This window comes from Streptomyces dysideae, assembly GCF_001514305.1.
Taxonomy (GTDB): domain Bacteria; phylum Actinomycetota; class Actinomycetes; order Streptomycetales; family Streptomycetaceae; genus Streptomyces; species Streptomyces dysideae.
The window spans coordinates 68931-91770 of sequence record NZ_KQ949115.1 but is presented as its reverse complement, the minus strand read 5'-3'; the positions used below and the strand labels follow the sequence as shown (position 1 = coordinate 91770).

The following is a 22840-nucleotide window of genomic DNA, read 5'->3' as shown; positions in this document are numbered from 1 at the left end:
GCCGAGCCGTGGGTGGGTGACCCGGCGGAGGGTGGCCACGAGGCCGTACACGGCACGCCCGAGGGTGGGCCTGGACTCACGCTGCCGGCTGGGGAAGGTGGTAGCCCGGCCATGGGAATGCCGCTCATGCCCATGGCGCCCATGTCCGGCCAGCCCGGCGGCTCCAAGAGGGACGACGAGCGGTCCGAGGCGTCGGCCTTGCTGGAGGGCGAGGCCACCGAGTGGGTCGCCGCCGGCCGGCCGTCCGAGGACTGTGAGGGCACCGGTGGTGTGGTGACCGGGGCTGTGGCGCCCGGGGGCCCGACGGCACAGGGCACCGGCGCGGACAACGGCACCGGGACCGGGACCGGATCGGAGAAGGCCCCCTCTGCCTCGAAGGAGTCGGAGGAGGAACTGCCCGACGACCGGGTGGGAGTGCCGCAGCGGGCCACCGATGACGAGGAGGAGGACACCGAGGCCTGGTACGCGGGCGCCGCGATGTTCACCCCTCTGCTCTTGGCGGCCGGCCGCAAGCGTGATGAAGAGGACGAGGAAGAGATCTTCGAGCCCGGCTACAGCTCCGAGGACAGGGAGACCTGGGGCAGCGGCGAGTACCCGGAGGACGAGACCGAGGCTGAGGAGACGGCGGGAGTCGCCCTGACAAGTGACGGTGAGGTGGTCATCGTGGAGGAGCCGGATTCCGGTCCGCAATTGGCCACCTGGCAGCCCAGCCGTGCCGCCGATTCCACCGGGGCCATGCTGTCCGGCAATGGCGATGCGGCAATGCTGAGCTGCGGCGTGCTGTCCGCGACGGACGAGTACGAAGAGGAGGAAGAGAGCGAGGACACGGAGGAGGAGACCGAGGACGACGAGGCATCCAGCCCTCGGGAGATCGCCGACCTGCTGCTCCAGGAAGACAGCGCCTGGGGCACCGCGAAGAGGGACCGTAACGCGCTGCTCTGACGCCCCGTGCCTCGGCCAGACCTGAGTCTGGCCGAGGCAGAGGCCGGACAGTACCCCGACCGGCCCGGCGCCGCGCCGCCGGAAGAGCCCTACGGGCAGATCTTCATGTACTACCGGCCGGTTTCTGCAGTAAGACCTGGTCATCCTCCCCGGAGCCCGTGTTGACTCAAGGACAGGAAGTCCGCTTTCTGGCCGTACTGGTCGAGCCATCGCGCCCACGAGAGCCGGTTCGCATCCTGTGCGGAGACCAGCCACCGTGGCCCAGGGAGGTTTCGTATGACCACGCCGTTCGATCAGGAGATCGAGGAACTGCTCGGCCAGTACCGCAAGCAGCGCGACGAAATCGCCGACATGCGGCGCCAGCTCGACGAGACCACCGCCACCGTGACGGCGCCGAAGCAGGCCGTCAAGGTGACCGTGGGCGCCCAGGGCGAGGTCACCGCGATCGAGTTCCCCACCGCGGCGTTCCGCCGTATGCCCCCCAAGGAACTCGCCGACACGCTGCTGACCACCATTCAGCAGGCCCGGGCCAAGGCGCTTGAAAAGACCAGTGAGCTGATGTCCGCCCGCTTGCCCGCGGGAGTGAGCATGGCCGACCTGCTCCAGGGCAAGGCCAACCCCAGGGACCTTCTGCCAGAGGATCCGACGATGCCGGATTCGGTACGCGACTACGTCGACCATGGCCGTTCCGGGGAAGCAGCAGAAGCCGACAACTGAAGCGCGGCACTGCCGACCCGTACCGCTGACCCGCTGATGTCACCAGGAGGCACCCTTGTCCGGCAACTATTTCGCGGTGGACACCGACGCTCTCGCCACGGCAGCACCCGAGATAATGCGGCTTGCCCAACGCGTGAACCGGGTGAACTCCCTGCTGGAGTCAAGGACCAGCGCGCTGGGTGAGTGCTGGGGCCATGACGCCGGCGGCCGTCAGTTCGCCCAGCAGTATATGAGGCCAAGGAACCAGCTGCTGAAGGGGCTCGGCAGCGCGTCAAAGGTGCTGGACAGCATGGCTGACGGCGTCCAAACGATGGCTAAGGGTTTCAGCAAGACCGAAGAACAGGCCATTGAGGCCGCGAACGACTTCAGGAACAGCGCTAACGACCGCTCCTGAAATTCGGCAGTAGTCACCGCCCGGCTTCTGGCGGTCCTCCCATTTCCCTCTGGCATGGTTCCGGCACAGCATGAGCATCGAACTACCCCCCTCGTTGGCCTGGGTTGCCAATCTGGCGGTTGGCGAGAACTGGCCCAAGGGCGACGAGGACAAGCTCCGCGCGCTGGGTGAAATGTGGGAGGAGGCCGCCCAGGAGCTGATCGCGATCAGCCGCGAGGTCGGTCCCTCGGTGACCGATGTCCTGGAGAGCATGGCCGGAACGCCCGTGGCGGAGTTCCGGGAGTTCGTCGAGAAGTTCCTGCGGAACCTGCCGCAGATGGCGAAGTCGTCGGATCAGCTGGCCCGGCTGGCCAAGACAACAGCCACAGAGGTCCAGTACGCCAAGTACATGATCCTCGTCCAGCTCGTCTGGATGGCGATCGAGATCGCGCAGTGGGCTCTGTTCGCGCCGCAGGTGATTCCGGCGATCGTGGCGGCGGGACGGCTGGCGGTGCGGATGATTCTGCGCCGGTTGCTGATGTCCATCGTGATGGGTGTCGGCATGATGGTCGGCATGGACGTCGCCATCCAGACGTTCCAGATGATGATGGGCGACCGCACCCAGTGGAACCTCGACAACACCATCGGGATGGCCAAGTCCGGTTTGGTCGGTGGCATTATCGGTGGGGTCATGCCCATCGCCGGCGACATGCTGGCGCCGAAGTTCTTCAACAAGCTGCTGGGCAAGTTCCTCATGGGTGGTGGCATAGGTGTAGCCAGCACCGTCGCGGACGACCTCCTCAACAACGAGCATTCCAGCATGGTGTCGGCGTTCACCTCGGGCATGATGGAAGCGTTTGAAGGGAACGGGCGTCGCTTCCGGTGGCAGAAGCCCGAGGGGATGGATGTCAATTCACCCGACCTGAACCTGCCCGACATGCCGGACCTCGACCTGTCCAAGTTCGATGGCGGTACGCCGGGGGGCGGCGACTGGAAGTCCCCCGACACCCTGGGCGGTGACGGGACGTCCGGCTCACTCACGAACACGCTGGGTGGCGGCGGACGGATCACCGAGTCCGACGGGCCGCCCCCCACCACCGCACCCACCACGGACACCGGCAACCGCCAGGGCGACGGTAACAGCGCGGACCGCACCGAGCGGCAACAAGACGAACGGGACGAGCGAGACGAGCGGTTCGCCCGGCGACCGGTCAACGAGCAGCCCAACAGCACTGTGACACCGGCGCCCGACGTCCTGACGAATGACGTGTCCAGCACCGTGCCGACCCGTCCCGCCCAGGGCCTTCCCGGTTTCGAGACCGTGCTGGTGACTCCGGGCAACAACGACGGCACAGCCCCCGAGTCCAACAGTGGCGCTGCTCCCACGACCGTCCCCGGAGCCACTCCCGTCGCGACCGGGAACAGCGGTCAGCGCAACGCGCCCACTGCCGCGACCCCTGCGCGTCAGGGCAGTTCAGCCGACGCTCCGGGGCCGACGAGCACCACGACCACGCAGAGCCCGGCTCCGCAGGAGCAGGCTCCGACCCAGCCGCGCCCGGTGACCGCCACCGTCAGCGACGGTGCCGACGCCACCAGCTCCGAAAACCTGACGACGTCTCAGACCGTACGCACCGAGTCCGGCGGCGGGACGAACCCGCAGCAGGTGCAGACGCCGTCCACCACCGGCGGCTCCGGACAGCGCACCGCGACCCAAACCGGGGCCGAGAACACAGGCACCCAGCGCACGGAGGGCAACCGTCCTGCCGCCAACGGGCAGACACAGGACACCGTTGAGCGCCAGCAGTCGCAGTCGCAGTCGCAGCGTGTTGAGGCTGGACCGTCCGAGCCGGGCGTGCCGCGCGAGCAGCGCCTCACCGAGACCGAGACCAGGCCGACCGACACGAGGCTGACCGGAACGAGGCTGACCGAGACCATCCAGCCGCAGGACCGTCCGTCCCAGGCCCCCGACATGGTGACCGCCCCCGGCACGCAGGTCCCAGCCTCAGCACCGGCGCCCACCCAGCAGGACGTCACGGGGGGTACGGCCCGTACCACCGGGCAGCAGGGCACGGCTGTTCCGCTGTCGACCGGTGAGATGCCGCTGCGCGATCAGACCGGAAGCCCGCTCGGCCTGCGGCTGACCATCGAACCCGGCGAAGGCGCGGCGCCTCGGTGGGTGGTCAGGACCGACAACGGCGGCACCCTGACCGACGCCACCGTCGACTTCCGCCCGGCCGAGGGCGAGTTCCGCGTCACCGCGCCCGAACTCGGCACCTCCCCGGTCGACTTCGGTGCCGACGGCACGCAGACATCCGGGCAGCCGGGGACGATGCCTGACAGCACCGTCCTGCGTACCAGCAGCGACGCTGTCGGCACCGACACAGTAACCACGGCGGCGGGTAGCGGCACGATCCCGAGGACCGGCACCACCACCGGCCCGGACACCACCGGCACCTCCGCGGACACCCAGACCGCCACCAACACGACCACCGGGTTCGGCTCGACTCCCGGGTCCGGCACGATCACCGGGACCACGGCCGGCTCGGGCACGGTCGGTACCACCACGAACGCTCAGACGGGCGTCCCCGCCGGCTCGACTCCCGGGTCCGGCACGATCACCGGGACCACGGCCGGCTCGGGCACGGTCGGTACCACCACGAACGCTCAGACGGGCGTCCCCGCCGGCTCGACTCCCGGGTCCGGCACGACGACCGAAACCACCACCCCTCCAACCACAGGGACGACGACCAGCACAGACACCACCGGGACCCGCACCGCTCCGACGACCGAAACGACTACCGGTACGACCACCGAGAACACCGGCACCGGCACCGGCACCACGGAGACCAGAGCCCCCGAGACCCGTGTCCCGACGGAGTCCGCCGCCCCGGTCGCGCGGAACGACCCCACGTCGCCGACCCCTCTCGCGCCGGGCAGCGAGGTCGGCGCCGGCCAGATCCCCGGACAGCGGGAGACCGCCGCGCCGACCGTCGGGGAACTTCCGCTGCTGGACCCCACAGGAAGTCCGCTCGGCCTGCGGCTGACCATCGAACCCGGCGAAGGCGCGGCGCCTCGGTGGGTGGTCAGGACCGACAACGGCGGCACCCTGACCGACGCCACCGTCGAGTTCCGCCCGGCCGAGGGCGAGTTCCGCGTCACCGCGCCCGAGCTCGGTACGTCCCCGGTCATCTTCAACCCCCAGGGCTTGCGGATGGAGCCCACCGGGAACATGGCGGCGGACCGGGCGCCGGACACCGGAAGCACCAGACCGGATCCGGTGTCGCGGCAGGCCACCAGCCCGGTCCCGTCGGAGAACAGCGGCGGCGCCGGGTGGCGCGAGACCGCGGTCCCCGGAAACACCGCCCTGGGATCCACCCCTGACCCGCGTCTGCTCGGCGACCAGAGGCCTGTCACCGAAACAGGGCCCAACCCCGGCTCCGAGGGCGATGAGACCGGTGGGCGCACCCGCCTGGAGTCGGTGGTGCCCCAGGACGAGACCCGCGCCGAGAGGCAGGTGCCGGCCGACGAGAACGCCGCCGCACCCGGCTCAACCGCCGACCTGAACGGCCGTACCAGCCCCGGCTCAACCGCCGACCCGAGCGCCCGTACCAGCCCCGGCTCAACCGCCGACCCGAGCGCCCGTACCGCACCCGAAGTCACCGCCGAGCCGAGCGCCCGTGCCGCACCCGACGTCGCGGACGGCTCGGCAGGCGAGACCGTGACGGACCCGGTCGGGGAAGACCAGCCCGGCCTGCAGGATGTCCTCGACCTGCCGGACGTCCCGGTGTCGTTCGACCCGTCGCAGTTGCCGGACGCGTCGCCTCAGGCCCTGGTCGAGGACTTCCCGTCAGCGCCGGGCGAGAGCATCGCGTCGCTGCAGCCGCAGGTGCAGCGCAGCATCAACGAGCTCAGCAACATCGCGCGGACGGCCGGGCTGCCCGAGACCGGGTGGCGACAGCCGGCGGATGCGGCCCGTGAGACGGCCGGCACGGGCAACTGGGGGGAGACCGCCCGGCGTCTGGAGGACTTCCGGACGGCGGTGGAGCACGGGTTGCTCGATCGGCGGCTGGAGGACTTCCGGTCCCATGTGGAGGGCGGCTTCTCGCGTCTGGGCGAGCTCGGGGTCCGCGAGGACGACTGGCGGACCGAGGTGGACGCGGTCGAGCAGGCCTCGCGTACGGGCGACCCGGTGCTGATCGACAGCGCGCTGCGGGAGTACACCGCGTTCGTGGAGCGTCACCTGCCGGTGGAGGTGCTCACCGGGAAGGACACCCCGCGGTCGTTCGACGCGGGCGTGGAGCAGCTGCGCCGGGAGCTGACCTCGGTCAGCGACCCGGCCGAGCGCCAACGTCTGCAGGACGAGCTGGCCTCGCAGCAGCAGCTGCGGGAACGGCTTGACCGGCTGGCACAGTCCGACCCCGAGTCGTCCCTCACGCTGCGGCGGACCATCGAGCAGGAAGAAGGAGCACGGACCGCCGGGGAAGCGGCGCACGCCCGGCAGACACTGGAGGAGTACCAGGGGGACCGCGAACTGCGGCGGCAGCTCGACGACGTACGCGAAGGCACGGCCAACGCGGATCTGGACCGGCGGCTCGACGCCCTGCGCGACGCGGCCGCCCCTGACCCGCGCGGGCAGGAGCTGCGGCAGCGCGTGGACGACGCGGCGACACCGGAGGAGCGGGACCAGGCGCTTCGGGAACTGGCCGAGCACAACCAGACGACGGCGGACGAACGCCGGTTGAACGCCTTGCGCGAGTTCCTCGCACCCGAGGGCGGTACGCCGGGGCCGGACGCGCACCGGGAGCAGCTGGTTCAGCAGGTCGTCGATGCCCGGACCCCGGAGGAGGCGCGCCGGGCGTCCCAGGAACTGAAGGACTACACGGACCGTCAGATCCGCGAGCAGCAGCTAAGGCTCACCGAGCGGCTGCACACGGCCGCGGATGCCCGGGCACGGGAGGAGAACGCGGATCTGCGGCGGCGGCTCGACGCGTTGGACGGCGGTGTGCCACAGGACGCGCGCGAGGCGGATCTGCGGCGGCGGCTCGACGACGCGACAACCGAGGACGAGCGGACGCAGGCGCTCCACGAGCTGGCCACGCACAAGCAGGCACAGCTGCAGCAGCGGGGCGACGCCGCGACGACCGACCGGGAACGGACGCAGGCGCTCGACGACCAGGCCAAGTTCAACAACTGGACGCCGGAGGAACGGCGGCTGGCCGAGCTGCGTACGGCGTTGCTGCCGGGCGGTGCGCCGGAGGCGGACGCCCACCGCGCGCAGCTGATGCGGCAGATCGAGAACGCCAGGAGCCCGGAGGAGTCGCGCCAGGCCGAGCAGGCGCTGAAGGAGTATACGGACCGTCAGATACGCGAACAGCAGCAGCAACTGGAAGAGCGGCTGCGAGGGCGTTCCGATACGCCGGTCCCCGACGAGCTGCTGCGGCAGTTCGAGGAGTTGCGCGGCGACGGCACGCATCAGGATCCGCGCGAGGCCGAGCTGATGCGGCGGATGGAGACCGCCACCAGCCCGGACGAAGCCACAACCGCCCGTCAGGCTCTCCAGGAGTACCTCGACGCCAGGGAACAGCAACGGCAGGAGCAGGACCAGCAGAGGCTGGCGCAGGTTCGTACGCAGGAACAGGAAGCCGCGTCCCTGCGCGACCAGCTGACGCGGGAGCAGCGCACCGGTGCGCTGGACGACGCCGCGCGGACCCAGCAGCGGTTGGAGGAAGCACAGGCGCGTCTGGCCGAGTTGCGGACTGCCGACGAGAACACCGCCGCGCTGCGACGCGAGCTGCAGCAGGAGATCGACCGCCCGGAGCCGGGTTCCGGCGGCCGGCTCGACCGGCTGGTCGAGGAGGGCCTTGCCACGCGGGCCGAGCAGGAACTGGAGCGCGGCCGGGAGGAGCGGGAACACCTGCGCCGGGACCCCGCCGAGGATCCGCAGCCCCGCGACATCGACGACTGGTCCCTGGACGAGCTCGACGCGTTGCCGAGCGCGCTTGGTACCAGGCCGGAAGGGCAGCCGGACGCGCCCGCCACCAGGCCCGAGGACACGACCTCACCCGAGGTCGTGCCCGACGCCGAGGACGTTCCGGGTACGCCCGTGCCCGACGACGAGGATGCGGCGGACAGGGTCCTGGCAGAACTCGACGATATGCCCAGCGCCCCCCTGAGTCCGTTGGCGCAGCTGGGCGACCCGGCGGGCCCGCGACAGGCGGAGCCGCCTGCGCGGCCGAGGCCCACACGCGACGAGCCGTCCTCCGAGCAACCAGGCTCCGAGACCGCCCAGCTTCAGCCCGAACGCTCCCGCCCCGCGGCGGAACCGGACGACACCGCACTGCCGGCGGCGCCGTCCGGATTCACCACGCACGTCGACAGGGCCACCCTGCCTGAACGGGTCCCGGTGGTCGACGACCTGGAGAGAACGCTCGCCGAGCTCGAAGACCACAGCACGTCGGCGGGCCCTGTCCAGGACACACCGACGCAGCCGCCGAAGCCGAATGACGCGCCGACGGAGCCGGTCGCCGGCCAGGCTCCGCCCTCGGAGCACGTCGAGGCCCCCGCCGGCGACGCGGCGCGCGACGACACCACGCCCACCATCAGCTCGCCGAAGCAGACTCGGACTCCGTCGCACGTGGACACCGAGACGGAGACTCCGGCTCCGCAAGCCGCTGCCGTCCATGACGCCGCCGCCCATGGCGCTCAGACCGGCGGGGAGGCCCAGAGCCGCCAGGGAAGGGCACCCGACCCCGCGCTCCGCCGGTTCGCGGAGCAGCAGTTCGGCAAGCTGGACGAGCAGTCGGCTCGCCCGCTCTGGGCGGAAGCCTCGCGGATCACCCAGCGCCACAACCCCTTCGACATGGCGTTCGGCCGTCCCGGCGAGGGCATGCTGGAGCGCGAACCCGAGCAGTACTGGGCCACGATGCGCGTGGCGCAGACCCTGCACGAGAACGCGGGCGCGCCCGACCGGATCGACCAGGCGGTCACGGTGGCCAGGGAGCTGGCCGAGGAGCGGGGCGCCGACGAGCGGCGCGAGGGCCTGCCGGGCGGCGGCACCGATCACCCGGAGCCGACCTCGACGGCGCCCGACGGCGACCGGTCGCGGCACGGCGCCACGGCCGAGGCACCCGACGCCGACGCCCGGTCGGGCTTCTTCCGCGAACCCTTCCGCGACCGGGAGGTGCCCGGGCTGGACGTGCTCGACAGCCGGGCGTGGCAGACCCTCGACGCCCACCAGCTCACCGGCGGCCCGCTGCGCCTCGAACGGCCGGACGAAGAGAACCGGGTCGCGCTGGTGCCGGAGAACCCGTCACCCGAGCGACCGCACCAGCGCCTGGTCGTCGACACCAGTACCGGACGGGTCGTCGAAGAGACGATCGACGACCCCGGCGAGCCTGGCACGCGTTGGCGGATCCACCGAGAGGAGAACACCGCCGTCCGGCTCGACGCGAACGGCGCCGAGCTCAACGGGCCGCTCGACAGCGCGTCGGTCCGGGAGAACACCGACGGCGAGCTGACACTGGTCGCCGCCGACGGCAAGCGCGTCCTGTTCCGGTACCCGGATCCGGAGGAGGCCGCCGTCTACCGGGTGCTGCGCGGCGACGCCGGTCCGGACGGCCGGGGCCTGGACATCGCGCGGGCCGAGCAGCTGATCGACGCCGCGCATGCCGGTGCCTCCCGGCTGGGCGTCGATCCCGGTGCCCTGGGCGAGGGCGCGGCGGTCATGCGGCGTACCGCCTATGAGCGGCTGGTCCGTGACGCGGCCGAGGCAGTCGGGGATTACGCCCGTACAGCCACGGCCGGGATGCGGCAGGGCAACCATGTGGTCGACGGTTTCACCGTCACCGAGCAGCGGCACGGCGGGCATGTGGTCGTGCACACCGCGACCGGGCTGCGCACCGAGTTCGACGCGCAGCGCCGGTGGACGTCCCGCGAGTACCGGCTGGTCGACGTGCCGCCCGTGTTCACCGGGGCGAGGCTGGCCGTGGACCGGGTCTGGGACGACGCCGGACAGGAGGCCCTTTCCCACCGGCTGGCGGGCGAGCCCTCGGCGGCCGCCCGGTTCGAGACCGAGGCCGTCCCGGAGGGGACACCATTGTCCGCGTACGGCCGGCTCATCGCCACCGATGCCGTGCTCGGCCACAGGTACTTCTTCGACGCGGACGGTACGCATACGGTCCGGCACACCCCGCTCGCCGAGAACCTGGGGTATCTGCATCTGTGGTCCCGCCCGGACGCCTCCGGTGAGGCCCCGCGTCTGATCGAGCCGGGTGCCGGGCCGCACGAGCAGAGCCCCTGGAGGGTCGAGCGGCTGGACGGTGACCGGGCCGTGCTGGTGTCGGCCGACCAGGCGGCCCGGTCGGCCGCTCCGCGGGCGCGGCTCGTGGTCGACCAGCACAGTGGCCGCCCGCTGGAAGAGGTCATCGCCCTGCCGGGTGGTCGGTGGAGCGCGATCAGCGGGTGGGGCGGCGGCTACGCGTGGATCAACCACAGGGAGAGCATCGGTAACACCCTGCGCGCCGAAATCCGCGACTCCTCCGGCGCCTTCCGGGACAGGGCGACGGCGTACAGGGGGCCTGACGGTTCTCTCGAGGTGATGAACTCGGCGCGGGTCGTGCAGGTCTCCCGCCCACCGCTGGGAACCCGGCCCGTACCCGCGCCGGCGCTGAACGACGTCAGCATTCAGGTGAGAAGGCAGGGCCGCTCCCAGACACTGCGCATCGACGCGCTCGCCGATCGGCCCGGCCTGCGGTTGGTGATCCGGAACGCAGATCGTCCCGTGGACGCCGGTCTGCCGGTGGAGTTCGAGCGGAACGCGGACGGTCTCACCGTACGGGTGGCCGAGCCGGGTGTCCCGCGTGAGCTGATGGCCGAGCACCGGCTCGGCCCGAACGGGCAGCAGGTGAGCAGGGAACTGCCGCTCGGTCACCACGGTGACCACGGGCTCGCCCCGCTGAAGCTGATCATCCGGCCCAGGCCGGGTCGGCCGGACCAGCGAGAGCTGACCGGACCGGACAGTCACATGTACCGTCTGGGTCCGGTGAACGGGCGGCTGGCCCGGCATCATCCCGACTGGTTCACGGTCACCAACACCCGTACCGGCGTCCGTTACACCTACGACGCGGTGGGGACGCCGCTCTTCCGGGACCTGCCCTTCGACGCGCGCCACATCGTGCGGATCCTCGACGCCAACAATGTGCGGCCGTCCGGGCGCGATGACGCCGGCCGTGTCATGGTGCTCCCCCGGGAGCCGGACCCCGTCCCCGAGGAGGCCCCGCCGGGCCCCGACGACGTGGCGCACGGCGCGGTGAAGACCCTCCGGAGTGAACGTCAGGACGGCGATCGCGTCGCCCTCGTCCCCGCGGGGGAGCAGACGAGGGGCATGCCGTCGTTCGCGCAGGCCGTGGTCGATGTCCGTCGCGGCCGGATCGTGGAGGAAGTCCTCCCCGTGCGCGGCGCCAAGGGAAACCGGCCTGCGCGGTACTGGCACCTCGACTACGACAAGAACGAAGTCAAGGTCCTCGACGCCTACGGCCGTGACCGTGAAGGCGACTCCGACCGGTACACCCTCAGGTCGGGGGCTGACAACAGCGCCGTGCTGGTACTCGACCGCGACGGCGATGTCGTACTCGACCGCGCCCGCTGGGACATCACGACCGGCATCCCCTTCATGACAGAGGCCGAGGCCGAGGCCCGCCGCGCCGAGGCGCGTCTCCAGGACCTGATGACACCGGAGCTTCAGCGGTTCGCGCGGGGATTCGAGAAGATGGACGAGGCCAGGGCCGACCGCCTGTGGTCCACCGCCAGCGAGATCACGTCGCGGTACAACCCGTTCCCGCTGGTCATCGAGGAGGGACGACGCGGGGCGCTGGAGCAGGACCCGGAGCAGTACTGGTCGACGATGCGCGTGGCGCAGGAACTGCACGAGCACCGGGACGCGGACCCGGCCACGCGGCACCGCCGGGGCGCCGAGGTGGCGTTGACCCTGGCCGAGGAGCGCGGGGTCAACCGGCTGCGGGAGGGCTTGCCGGGCGGCGCCCCCGACCAACCGGAGCCGTCCTCGACGGTGCCGGACGGCGACCAGGCCACGCGCGACGGCGATCCGGCCACGCTCGACGAAGCCGGGGAGACCACCGGCGGGCAGCTGTCGGAGACTGCGGCAGCGGAGGAGCAGGATCTCGGGGCCTTCCTCCCGAACGTCAAGGTGAAGGCGGCGCCGGACAGCGCGGACGCCTCGGACGCCTCGGACGCCTCGGACGCCGAGAGCGAACCGGTGCCGACCGGGATGGGGTTCGATGCCTGGCTGGCCCAGGAGTACGACCGGCTGACCGAGGACGAAGCGGTGGCGGACAGCCCGGCTGCCGCGGACACCGAGGGTGACGCAGGGGCTGTCGGCTCCGTGCTCGACGGCGAGGAAGTGGACCCGTTCCAGGCGGCCCTGGACCGGATCCACGCGCAGGAGGCTCTGGAGAGTCAGGCTGCTGCTGACGGCGAGGAAGTGGACCCGTTCCAGGCGGCCCTGGACCGGATCCACGCGCAGGAGGCTCTGGAGACCCCGGCTGCTTCTGACGGTTTCGCCGGGAACCCGGACAGTGCGGCGGACTCGCAGGTGATGCCTGGGGCTGTCGGTAAGAACCGTCAACTGCGTGCGCTGTACTCGGATCCGGCGTATGCGCGCAAGGCCCGCGAGTTCGAGACGCGGTTGGGGTCGTACGCGTTCAACGATTCCAGGGCGCGGGCGGCGGCGCGGCAGAGTGTGGCCCGCCTGTTCGATGTGCTCACGCAGGCGCACCTGGATCGCAGCCCGGAGGAGATCGCGAAGGTCTTCTTCAAGGACGATCCGGAGTCGGCGGGTCAGGTCGGTGAGGGCGCGCCGCTGTCTCGTCTGCAGGAGATGCTGGAGCACGGCAATGTCCGGGAGTTGATGACGGCGTTCTTCAACGCGTCGTTCTTCAAGGATTCGCCGCTGACGTTGAAGTCGCTGCTGGGTGAGATGGCCGACACCCGTGACTGGGCCAGGGCGGAGCGGCTGGGGCTGGACGTGGGGGCGTTGCGTGAGCAGGCGTCCTTCCTGCGGGGCGGGCTCCGCTCCGGGATGCACGCGGTGCTCAGCCGACTTGCCCCGGACAAGGCGTCGGCGTTTGACAGGGACTTCTTCGCCATCGGCAATGTGGTGGCTCAGTCGGCGTCGTGGACACGGGAGGCGGCCAAGTACCAGGGGGCTTCGCGGCGTTCGCGTCCGGAGGAGGATCGGCTGGCCGGGGAGATCGCCAGGACCCCGGGCGAGTGGGCGCGTCTGGGCATCGCGCTCAGTGAGCGTGAGGCGGCGTTCCTGGCCGCGAACCCGGTCGCCTTGAAGGTGATGGGCTTCCGCACCGAGCGGGTGCCGCTGGAACAGGTGCGCTTCGACGAGCAGGGCGCGCCGCTGCTGGACGCATTGCGCAAGGCCCCTGGTGTGCTCGGACTGGAGGTGCATTACAGCGCTCCGGAGGGCGCCGAGGGCCGGACGGTCACAGGGATCACCAGGATCGTCGAGGAGCCGGGCGTCATCGATGACCCGCGGGCGGGCGATCTCGGCGCGGGCGAGGAGGGTCCGGAGCTGCCGCTGAGTGTGGTCTCCGGCAAGGCCGCGTACACGATGGATCCGGGGTCGTCGCTGTTCCGGGAGATGCACGACGGCCGGGGCATGCCGCTGATCTCGGGCGTCTCGGGGACGGCGGCGAAGATCGGCAACGCGTTCAAGCTGCTGAACGTGTCCGGGGAGCCGGACGGTCTGGTGCTGTCGCTGCTGGGTTGGATGCTGCCGACTGAGGACCACTCGGTGTACGAGATCCTCGCGGGTCTGCAGACGGCGGATGTGGTGCCGTCGCTGGCCGGGAACCCGTTGGACGACGCGGCGCGGATGTACCGGTCCATCCCCGGAGTGCCGCTCGCCGAGCTGCGCCGGCAGGCCGGCGAGGACGGCATGCTGCCGCACGAGGCCATCTACTGGGCCAAGCTCACCGCCCCGCCCGAGGACGGCGGCTTCGGCGATCCCGGCGAGGACGGACTGCGGGAGGCCGGCGAGCGTCGGAGGGCCTTCCAGCGCCTCGCCGACCAGCCCGCCGGCTCCCACCTTCGCAGCGATACGCATGCCGGGCGCTGGTTGCGTGAGTACGGTATGACTCCGCAGCAGGTGCTGGAGAGGCTGAGCCCCGGCCACTTCGCCGCCATGATCGCCTACACAGACCTGGCTTTCCCGCTGATGAACGTGCTGCTCACGTTCAAGTCCGGTGGCATCCGCCTGCCACTACGTATCCAGGTCAGGCGGCTCATCGACGAATACCTCGATGTCGCGCTCCGGGCGCCCCTGCCTCCGGTGTTGAGGGACAACCCGGCCATCAGCGAGCTGACAGCCACCCCCTCCCGGGATATGACGCCCAAGGAGCTGGCGCGGCACAAGGAACGGCTCTACGCCGCCGCCGAGCCGCTGCTGCCCGCCATCGAAAAGGAGATGGCAGCCCACACCGCGATGCTGCTGGACGCCCTGGCGCAGCTGCCGCCCGCAACCGGCGAGGTCTGGCGCGGGACGCGTTCCGTGGGCGATCTCACCTCGGGGATCGGACGGATCATCTCGCCCACTTACGGCGGCTCGGAGATCTCCCTCAACGCGTTCACCAGCTTCGCCCGGGAGCACGTCCGGGCGCTCAGGTTCATGAACATCACGGCTCGCCTGCCCATGACCCACCCGGTACTGGTCCGCGCTCAGCTCACCGGCAACTGGGGCCGTGACATCACCCCCTTCTCGATTGTGAGCGAGAAGGAGGTGCTGTTGATGCCCGGTGCCCGGATGAAGATCACATCCCGCCGGACCATCGACAGCGGGAACGGGGCCCCGAGGTTCGAACTGATCGAGGCCGCCGAGGAGCTGCCGGAGTTCCCTGTCCCTGACACGGAGAACCCGGCCGTGGCGCAGGTCCGGGCGGCTCGGCTCAGGGATGCCCTTCAGCGGCTGTCCGGGTCCGGCCCGGTCGTGAAGCGCGCTGATCTGAGGCCGCTCGCCAGACGGGTCGGCGCGGCCGACACCCTGCAGGTCTGGCAGCTCGGTGGTCTGGCCGCCGAGGTGTACGGAGGGCCGGAGCACCTGACCGTCGAGCGTCTGACGACCGTGCGCCGCACCGCGGACCTGGCCCGCCGTGTGCTGAAGCTCGGCGCGGACCAGCCGGTCACGGGCGACCGTCTGGACGCCCTCGTGCGTCACCTGGACGACGCCGAGGTGGATGCACCGGTCGAGCAGGGCGCGCGGCTGCGGCTGCTGGACCTGGTCGACCGGCTGAAGACGCCCGGCCGGCCGGTCACGTACAGGCAGCTCGTGGCCGAGTGGCGCCCTCGGCCGCAGAACGTGACCGGTACCGAGGGCCTGGCTCCCACGCGCGAGGTCACCCGGCTCTGGAGGCAGGTCCTGCGGGAGGCCGCCGGCTTCCGCGAGGCCGATCAGGTGCCCGGGGCGGACCTCTCCAGCCGTGAGGGCGCGATGGAGCTGATCCACCACGTCCGCGAGAGCCAGGAGGGTGACCCCTGGCCACTCGATGTTCCGCGCGCCGAGAGGATCGTTGCCGAGGCCAGGGACAACGTGCGTGCTCTGGGCATTGATCCGCATGCGCTGCACGCAGAGGTGCGGGATCTGCGGGGGATGGCCTACGACCGGATGCTGGACGGCGCACGCCAGGCTCTGATCGATCACGTCGACAGGATCCGGAGCGGGGCCAACAGACGCGCGGCGGGCGAGTTCACGGTCACCGCCCTGCCGACGGGCGACCACGCCGTCGTGCACAACGGCACCGGCCTGCGCCTGGAGTTCAAGGCGCAGGCGGATCCGCGGGTGCGAACAGGCTTCGCCGAGATCGTCCTTGGCGGACGGCAGTCCGACGAGGGGCCCGACGCGGATCTCGGCGCGCGGTCCAGGGGCGGTCTGCGGTACCGCGAGGTCCTTCTGCACGACGCGCCTCGGGAACTGGCCGGGCTGAAGGTCGGGGTCACCCACGGCAACCCTGATCCGGCAGCGATCGAGGGACCGGACGGTACCGACACATACCGGATCGTCGAAGGGGACGGCCGGTTCACCGTGGAGCGCGCGGAAGAGGCGCTGGTCGGCACCCTGCGCGCCGAGTTCGTGGTCACGGACACGGAGACCGGCGTCAGGCACTACTTCGGCCCTGAAGGCACGCCCACCTACCGACATGTTCCGCTGGAGCGGGACCTCGGCCTGCTGCGGCTGGACCTGGGCACGGCCGACGGCGCCCCGACGCTGATCGACGCCGCGGGCAACACGTCTTCGGCGCCGCTGCGCGCTCAGTCCCTGGAGGACGGGCGGGTGGCGCTGGTGCCGACCTATCCCCACGCGCCGCGGGAGCGCATCGTCGTTGACAGCCGCAGCGGCCGGCTGCTGGAGGACCCTCCGGAGGAGGACTTCGGCGGCGGTCCGTCCGAGCGGTTCCCGCTGGAGCCGATTCCGGAGGAGCCGACCGCGACGGCAGGCGTGGAGTTCGGGTGGCCGTTGGGTCTCCCGTCCTTCAGCGGCCGCCAAGGCACGGTGCAGCCCGGCAGCGAGGCCGACCAGGCCCGGACCCTGCAGAGCGACGAAGGGCTCGCGGACGCGTCCGAACAGCCCGGACCCGGCACCGAGCCCGCTGGTGGCGCCCAGGCGAACCCGCTCGACGGCCCGCCGGCTCCTGCCCGGGGGACGCGTCTGCCGGGCACGCGGATGTTCCTGCACCGCGATCCGGTCGGCAGGTGGCATCTGGTCGATGCCGAGGGGTGGCTTGCCGACCACCGGTTCGCCGTGGAGGCTGATCGGTCGGGTGGGGTGACGGTTCTGTCCCTGGAGCCGGCCGGCCTGTGGCGCTACGACGCCGATCGCGGGCTGCGCGAGGCTCAGTTCCCGCTGACCGGTGAGGGTCTTGACCCGGACCTGCGTGGGTTGACGGTCCGTGATGTGCGCGCGCCGGGTATCGGCGAGGCGCTGGAGACCCGGCAGTTGGAGATCGTCGGCTCGTCCACCGCGCCCGGAAGCGGCTTCACTGTCGCCCCGCTGACCGGGGAGCTCGCCGACGGGCTGACCGGCGGTTTCTCCGTCTCCGACCCCGAGACCGGTCGGAGTTGGGTCGCGGACGCCGACGGCCGCGTCGTCACAGAAGCGGGCATGAACCTCACCGCGGACGCTGTCCCGCTTCGCGGCGCGCCCTCCGACCTGGCCGGACTGAGGGTCACCGTCCGCACGCTGTCCGACGACGAGGGTGTGCCGTACACCGAGTACCGCGCCGAGGGCGATGACGGGAGCGGGCGCTTCGTCGCCGGACCCACCGACCTGGTGCCCGACGGCCACGACGGCACCGGCACAGCCGCCGGGCAGCCGAGCTTCCAGGTCATCGACACCCGGCTCGGTCACCGCTACCACTTCGCCCCCGACGGCACCCTCACCCACACCGACCTGCGCCTGGAGGCCAGCCTCGGCTACCTGCGGCTGAGCGCCGCCGAACCCGGCGAAGCCACGCGCCTGCTGGACGCCACCGGAGAGCCCGACACCGAGGGTCTGATGCGGCTGGAGCCCCTCGGAGGGGACCGCATCGCCCTCAGGCCCGTCTACGCCGACCCCGACCGGCCTCTGGAGGGCCTCGTCGTCGACACCCGCACCGGCCGCGTCGTTCAGGAGGTCGCCGGGGTCCCCGGCGATCGCGGCCGGCTGCTCGGGGAGTACTGGAACATCGACCACCAGTCCGGTACCGCCACTCGCCTGGACGCTGACGGCCAGGAGCTGACCGGCCCGTACGACACCGCCGTCGTCCGCGCCGAGCCCGACGGTGGCATCACCCTGACCTCCCGCGACGGCTCCCGCACGCTCTTCCGGCATCCCGACCCCGGGGAGACCGCAGGCGAGTCGATGCCCGGCCGACAGGACGGCACCCGGCCGGAGGAAACCGCCGACCACCCGGTGCCTGAGCCAGTCAGGCGGCACGTTGTCTTCGACGGCGGATCGAGCCGGTTGTCCCGCGAGCAGATCCGCGTGATCGACGCCATGGCGGCCCGAGCCGCTGAGGAGGGCCTGGCGGCCTTCCAGGAGGGGCGGTCACTGCCCGTCGTGACCATCAGCGGTCACGGCAACGGGACCCTGCTCGGGGAGGCGCACCGGGGGCGGGACATCCGCAGCGGCTACGCACGTGCCGAGGCGGTGTCCGCCGCGTTCGCCAGGAGCCTGGAAGGACATCTGCGGGCGCTCGGCGGTGACCGGGGCGCCGTTCCGAGCGTGTCGGACTTCACTGTGGATGTCACATCACTTGGACGGGAGTATCCGCCCGGCACCAGCCCCGCGGACGGCCCGGCCGCCCGCCGCCGCGCCGTCATCACCATCAGCCACCCCCTGCGGACGCCCGAGCCCCAGCCGCGCGCCGTGGAGTCGCCCGCCCCCGAGGTCCGGGAGACGGCCGGGGCCGACATGACAGCGACCGAGACGCCGGTCCCCACGGCACTGATCGATGCGGCGGGGGCAGGTTCCTCGGAGGCCGGGCGGGGTGTGAAGCGTCCGGCCGGCGAGCGGGACAGCGGGGAGGAGCCGCCTGCGAAGCGGCCTGCGACGGGTTCTGCCGTCGCCGACCCGGATGCTGTGCGGCGTGGGGTGAAGCGTCCGGCCGGTGAGGTGGCGCCCGAGGACGAGCAGCCCTCGAAGGGCCGCGTGGTGGATGACGCGCAGGAGGGGTCCGGAGCGGACCCGGTGCGGGAGCTGGAGGATGCCGACGCCGAGCCCCCGCAGACGTCCCTGGTGCGTGGCGTGGAGGCGGAGAGCACCACGGCCGAAGGCGAGCACGTTCCGGATGTGGTCGTCCCCGTGGCCGATCGGGAGGGCGAGCCGGAGCCGGAGCCGTTGGGGGCAGGGGAACATCCCTGGTATGTGGATCATGACGCCTACGGCATCATGACGGTGCTTCAGGTGGACGCCTGGCATGAGGCGCTGGCGACGCAGTACGCGAATGAGATCGCGTTCAAGGTGGCGGATGGGGATCCGGAGCTGGGTGCGGAGATCCGTGAGGCTGTGCGTCGTCTGCTGATGGGCCAGGATGCGCCGGGGAAGGAGCGCGGTCCGGGGGCGGAGCACTTGGGCGGTGCGCCGAGCTCGGCCACTGCGGAGGAGCGGATCGCGCAGTACTGGGAGCAGGCGCTGCACCGCGGGTATGTGACCGTGGCGGGCGACCGGGTGGTCTGGCTGCGTCCGACGTTGCGCCGTCTGGAGTCCGCCCCGGAGGAGCAGGCTCCGGTGCTGCGGGATGCGCTTTTGCACCTCATGAAGGTGTCGTCTGCGGAGAAGTCCACGAAACAGACGTCGGTGGGGGCGGATTCGCTGCTGCTGGCGTCGCTGACGTTGTCGTCCGCGGCGGGGACGGCGCTGCGTCCGGTGGCTCCGGTGTTCGGTGCGTCGCGGGCGAGGTCGCGGGGGGCGGACTGGGAGCGTGGTGTCACGGCCCGCCGCCAGACGCAGATGGGTGACAGCAGACGGTTCCGTGCTGCCTTGCAGATCCGCGTCTTCGTGGATGGTGTGGAGCGGCCGCACGATGTGGTGACGGGCAGTCGGCTCACGGTCGATTTCCCCGATCGTTTCAGTGGCGTGGCCGGGCCGCTGCCCGCGGAGAGCGCTGTGCTGGGGGATTACGAGGCGCAGGTGGGGCAGCCCGGGGTGGCGGCCGGTGACGAGTCCGGTGGGCGGCAGCGGGCTCGGCGGGCGCATGAGACGTTCAATGCGGTCGATGTGACGCCGGTGGTGGCGGGGCTGCAGCGGCAGCTGCGGGAGGCCGGGCTGCCGGGGGACAGTGTGCGGCGGGTCATGGATCGTGTGCTGCCGACGCTGAACGAGCGGTCCGCGTTTTACCGGAGCCGGTACCTGTTCAGCAATGGCGTGGTCACGGACGTGTCGCGGGTGCCTGCGGGAGGGGGCCGGTCGTTCGAGGGATATGTCGCGATCCGCGCGTCCGTCCAGCGTCTGCAGTACCTGGGGGATGCGGAGATCGGTATCCGTGACTACCAGGTCAACAGTCTGACGGCCAACCATTCGCTCGCGGGTGTGAGTGACGCCTTCGCGGGCGTGCAGAGCGGCCTGAATCTGTCGACTGGTGACTCTGCCACTTCTTCCCCGTTCCGTGGCACGAAGGCCAAGTTGCTCACTCCTTCCGCGAGGGTGACGGGTCACAGTGCGCGGGGCACGGGGCACGGCCTGACCGAGCAGACCACGGCGTTCACGGTGTGGAAGCCCACAGGCGAGCAGGCGCGGTACCGGGCGCAGCTGGTGGTGACGGCGGAGGTACGGTCCTCGACCCACGACAACATCCCTGCCGTGGTGAGTGTGGTGGAGTCGGAGATCGGTGTGCCGGCCCGGGAGGCGGCCGAGTTCGAGCGGGATCTGCTGGGCGAGGACGGTCCGCGACTCAGGCAGTCGGTGCTGTCTCTTGACGGGCCGGTGGAGTCGCATCCGTTTGTGCGGGCGCTGCTGGCGGAGGCGAACCTTCCGCTGTCCCCGGCGGCGCACGTGCGGCCGGACTCGCTGCTGGATGCGCCGTTGCCGCCGCCGCACGAGCGGGAGCCCCTGGCGCTGGCGAGTCGGCGTGGTCAGCATTTCGGGACGGAGAGTGCGCTGCCGGGCTCGGAGTTGGTGCACGACCAGGTGCGGGGTGTGCTGCGGCGCTGGCACGGGCGGCTGTCGCGGGTTGCTCGGGTCGACTGGTCGTCGGTGGACCGGGAGCTGCTGGCGTGGTTCGGACGTCCGGCGCTGGAGGCCGACCTGCCCCAGCTGATCTCTGGCGTGCACCACACGGTCAAGGTCGGTAAGCGCTCGTACGACGTGTCCGTCACCGCGCATGTGCGGGAGCGGGTTGGTGGCCTGACCGGTGAGGATGCCTATCCGCGGACGGTGAACGCGCGGGCCCAGCAGGTCACCCAGGTCAGCGGTCGCGCCGGCTCGACGGGCGGCGTGGGTCTTGTCGGTGCGCCCTTCATGGAGGCGCGTGTCAAGAGGTGGGTGGACTTCCGGGTCGGCGGGGTGAGGCTTTCGGGCGGCTTCGACCGTGGCAGCCAGCACCAGTTCCTCGGTGAGGCGAAGTCCACCCAGCACACTGAGACGTCGGGTCTGGCCGACGAGCATGTGTATGACGTGGTGTATGAGGTGTCGGTGCGGGCGCCGGGGCAGCCGGCGGAGCGGTGGTGGATCCACCGGCCTTCGGGTGAGCTGACGGCGCACGTGGTCGTGCCGCATCAGTACGTTCCGCAGGCGTCGTTGGGTGAGGCGGAGGTGGCGCTGGCGGGTCTGGTGGTGCCGCTGGAGGGGGCACCCGATACCCCGGCGGTCGGTTTCCGTGACAACGGGGCGGGGGGTGTGTCGCGGTCGTTCCTGGTCGCGCCGCTGCTGCCGGCCGAGGTCGCGCGGATGTACCAGGAGGCCAACGGCCTGCCGGAGAGCTGGCTGCAGGACCCGGCGGACTGGCCGGCCGGGCTGAGGGATGTCTTCTCCCCGACCGAATCGACCGTCCACTTCGGTGCGTTGACCAGTGAGACCGGCCGGGTGGTGGAGTTGCCGAAGGGCCCGGACGGGTTCAAGCAGGCGCTGCGCATCCGGATGACCGCCCACGACCCGCGTCATGTCGGATCGCACACGGAAGGGCTGGAGCTGCGGCAGAACCTCCGCGGTATCGCCAAGTACCAGTTCAGCGAGTCCTCCGTCGGCCGGTTCGGCATAGGCCTGGCGCTGGGGCCGCATTTCACCGTCGGACGCATCCGCAACGACGCGGACTGGCCGGTCAAGCTGCTCGCCGGCGTCCAGAGCGATGCTCAGTGGAGCTGGGCCAAGGGGAAGGCCGACGAGGCGGGGCATGCCGGGATTTCCCGGGCTGCCTACAAGGGTCCGGCGCACTCCTACCGTGCGGATCCGGTCTATGAGGTAACGCTGTACCGGTGGAAGAACGGCAGCCTGTTCAGTCCGTACGGCGGTGCGACGCATCAGACGCGGCATCTGCGGGTGCGGGACGGGCTGGAGTTCGTGGTGCCCGAGCGGCGGGTCACCGATCTGGGGCTGCCGCTGCCCGAGGGCGTGGTCGCTGCGGAGCCGCGCCGGCCGGAGCGGTTCGTGGACCCGTCGCTGCTGCCGACCGCGAGCCATCCGGAGGTGCTGCACGCGGACGGTGTCCTGCCCCGCGTCAGGCAGTGGCTGGGCGGGCAGGGGCTGCTGCGCACCGAGCCGGGCCGGGCCGACGAGTACCGGCCGAACCTGCTGCTGCGGGAGCTGGAGCGCTCGTTCTCCTCCGACGCGCTGCTCTCCCAGTTCCACTTGTTGACCACCACAGGTGTGACGCGGTGGTTGCCGGTGCCGTCGGCGTTCGGCGCCGCCCGGTACGTGTGGGTGAAGGTCACCGGCGAGATCGGTCCGGCGCTGTCCCAGCTGGACCGCCCTGACACGCGGCTGGTGACGCGGGCGGAGTCCGTCTTCCAGACGGCGCGGGACAAGAGCGCCACCCAGGCGGTCACCGCAGGTGGCAACCTGCGTGTCAACTTCGGTGACAGCGGCTGGGCCGCCCTGGGACTGGGCGGCACCTACCAGCAGGCCAGCCGGACGGGCTTCGACCGGCTCGATCGGCTTCGGGACCTCTATGCGACCGAGGCGCAGGACGGCTCGCAGGAGTTCACGCATGAGCTGACGTACCGGATCGAGATGGGCATCAGCACGCAGATGCCCGAGGTGCTGAGCGCGCCGGCGCGTGCGGCGCGGTGGGCCGCGGTGGGGGTGTCCGGGCTGGC

Annotated in this window: 3 protein-coding genes and 1 pseudogene (1 of these 4 running past the window's edge); all 4 read left to right on the top strand. The window is 71.3% G+C overall.

Features of this window, described 5'->3' with window-relative positions; translation table 11 throughout:
* Positions 1 to 942, top strand: a pseudogene (locus AQJ91_RS40915) (hypothetical protein); the annotation flags it as partial.
* A 276-nt stretch (positions 943 to 1218) separates the two neighbouring features.
* Positions 1219 to 1659: a YbaB/EbfC family nucleoid-associated protein gene (locus tag AQJ91_RS40910; RefSeq protein ID WP_067032885.1), complete on the top strand. Its 441-nt coding sequence runs from the start codon at positions 1219 to 1221 to the stop codon at positions 1657 to 1659.
* A gap of 55 nt (positions 1660 to 1714) precedes the next feature.
* The gene (locus AQJ91_RS40905) at positions 1715 to 2053 is read left to right on the top strand and encodes a WXG100 family type VII secretion target (protein ID WP_067032882.1); all 339 of its coding nucleotides are present in this window, start codon (positions 1715 to 1717) and stop codon (positions 2051 to 2053) included.
* A 70-nt stretch (positions 2054 to 2123) separates the two neighbouring features.
* A protein-coding gene (locus AQJ91_RS40900) for a WXG100-like domain-containing protein (protein WP_159054769.1) crosses the window boundary here: on the top strand, positions 2124 to 22840 show its 5' portion. 18703 nt of this gene lie beyond the right edge of the window; 20717 of the gene's 39420 nt are visible here — the first part of the coding sequence; its start codon is at positions 2124 to 2126; the stop codon falls past the right edge of the window.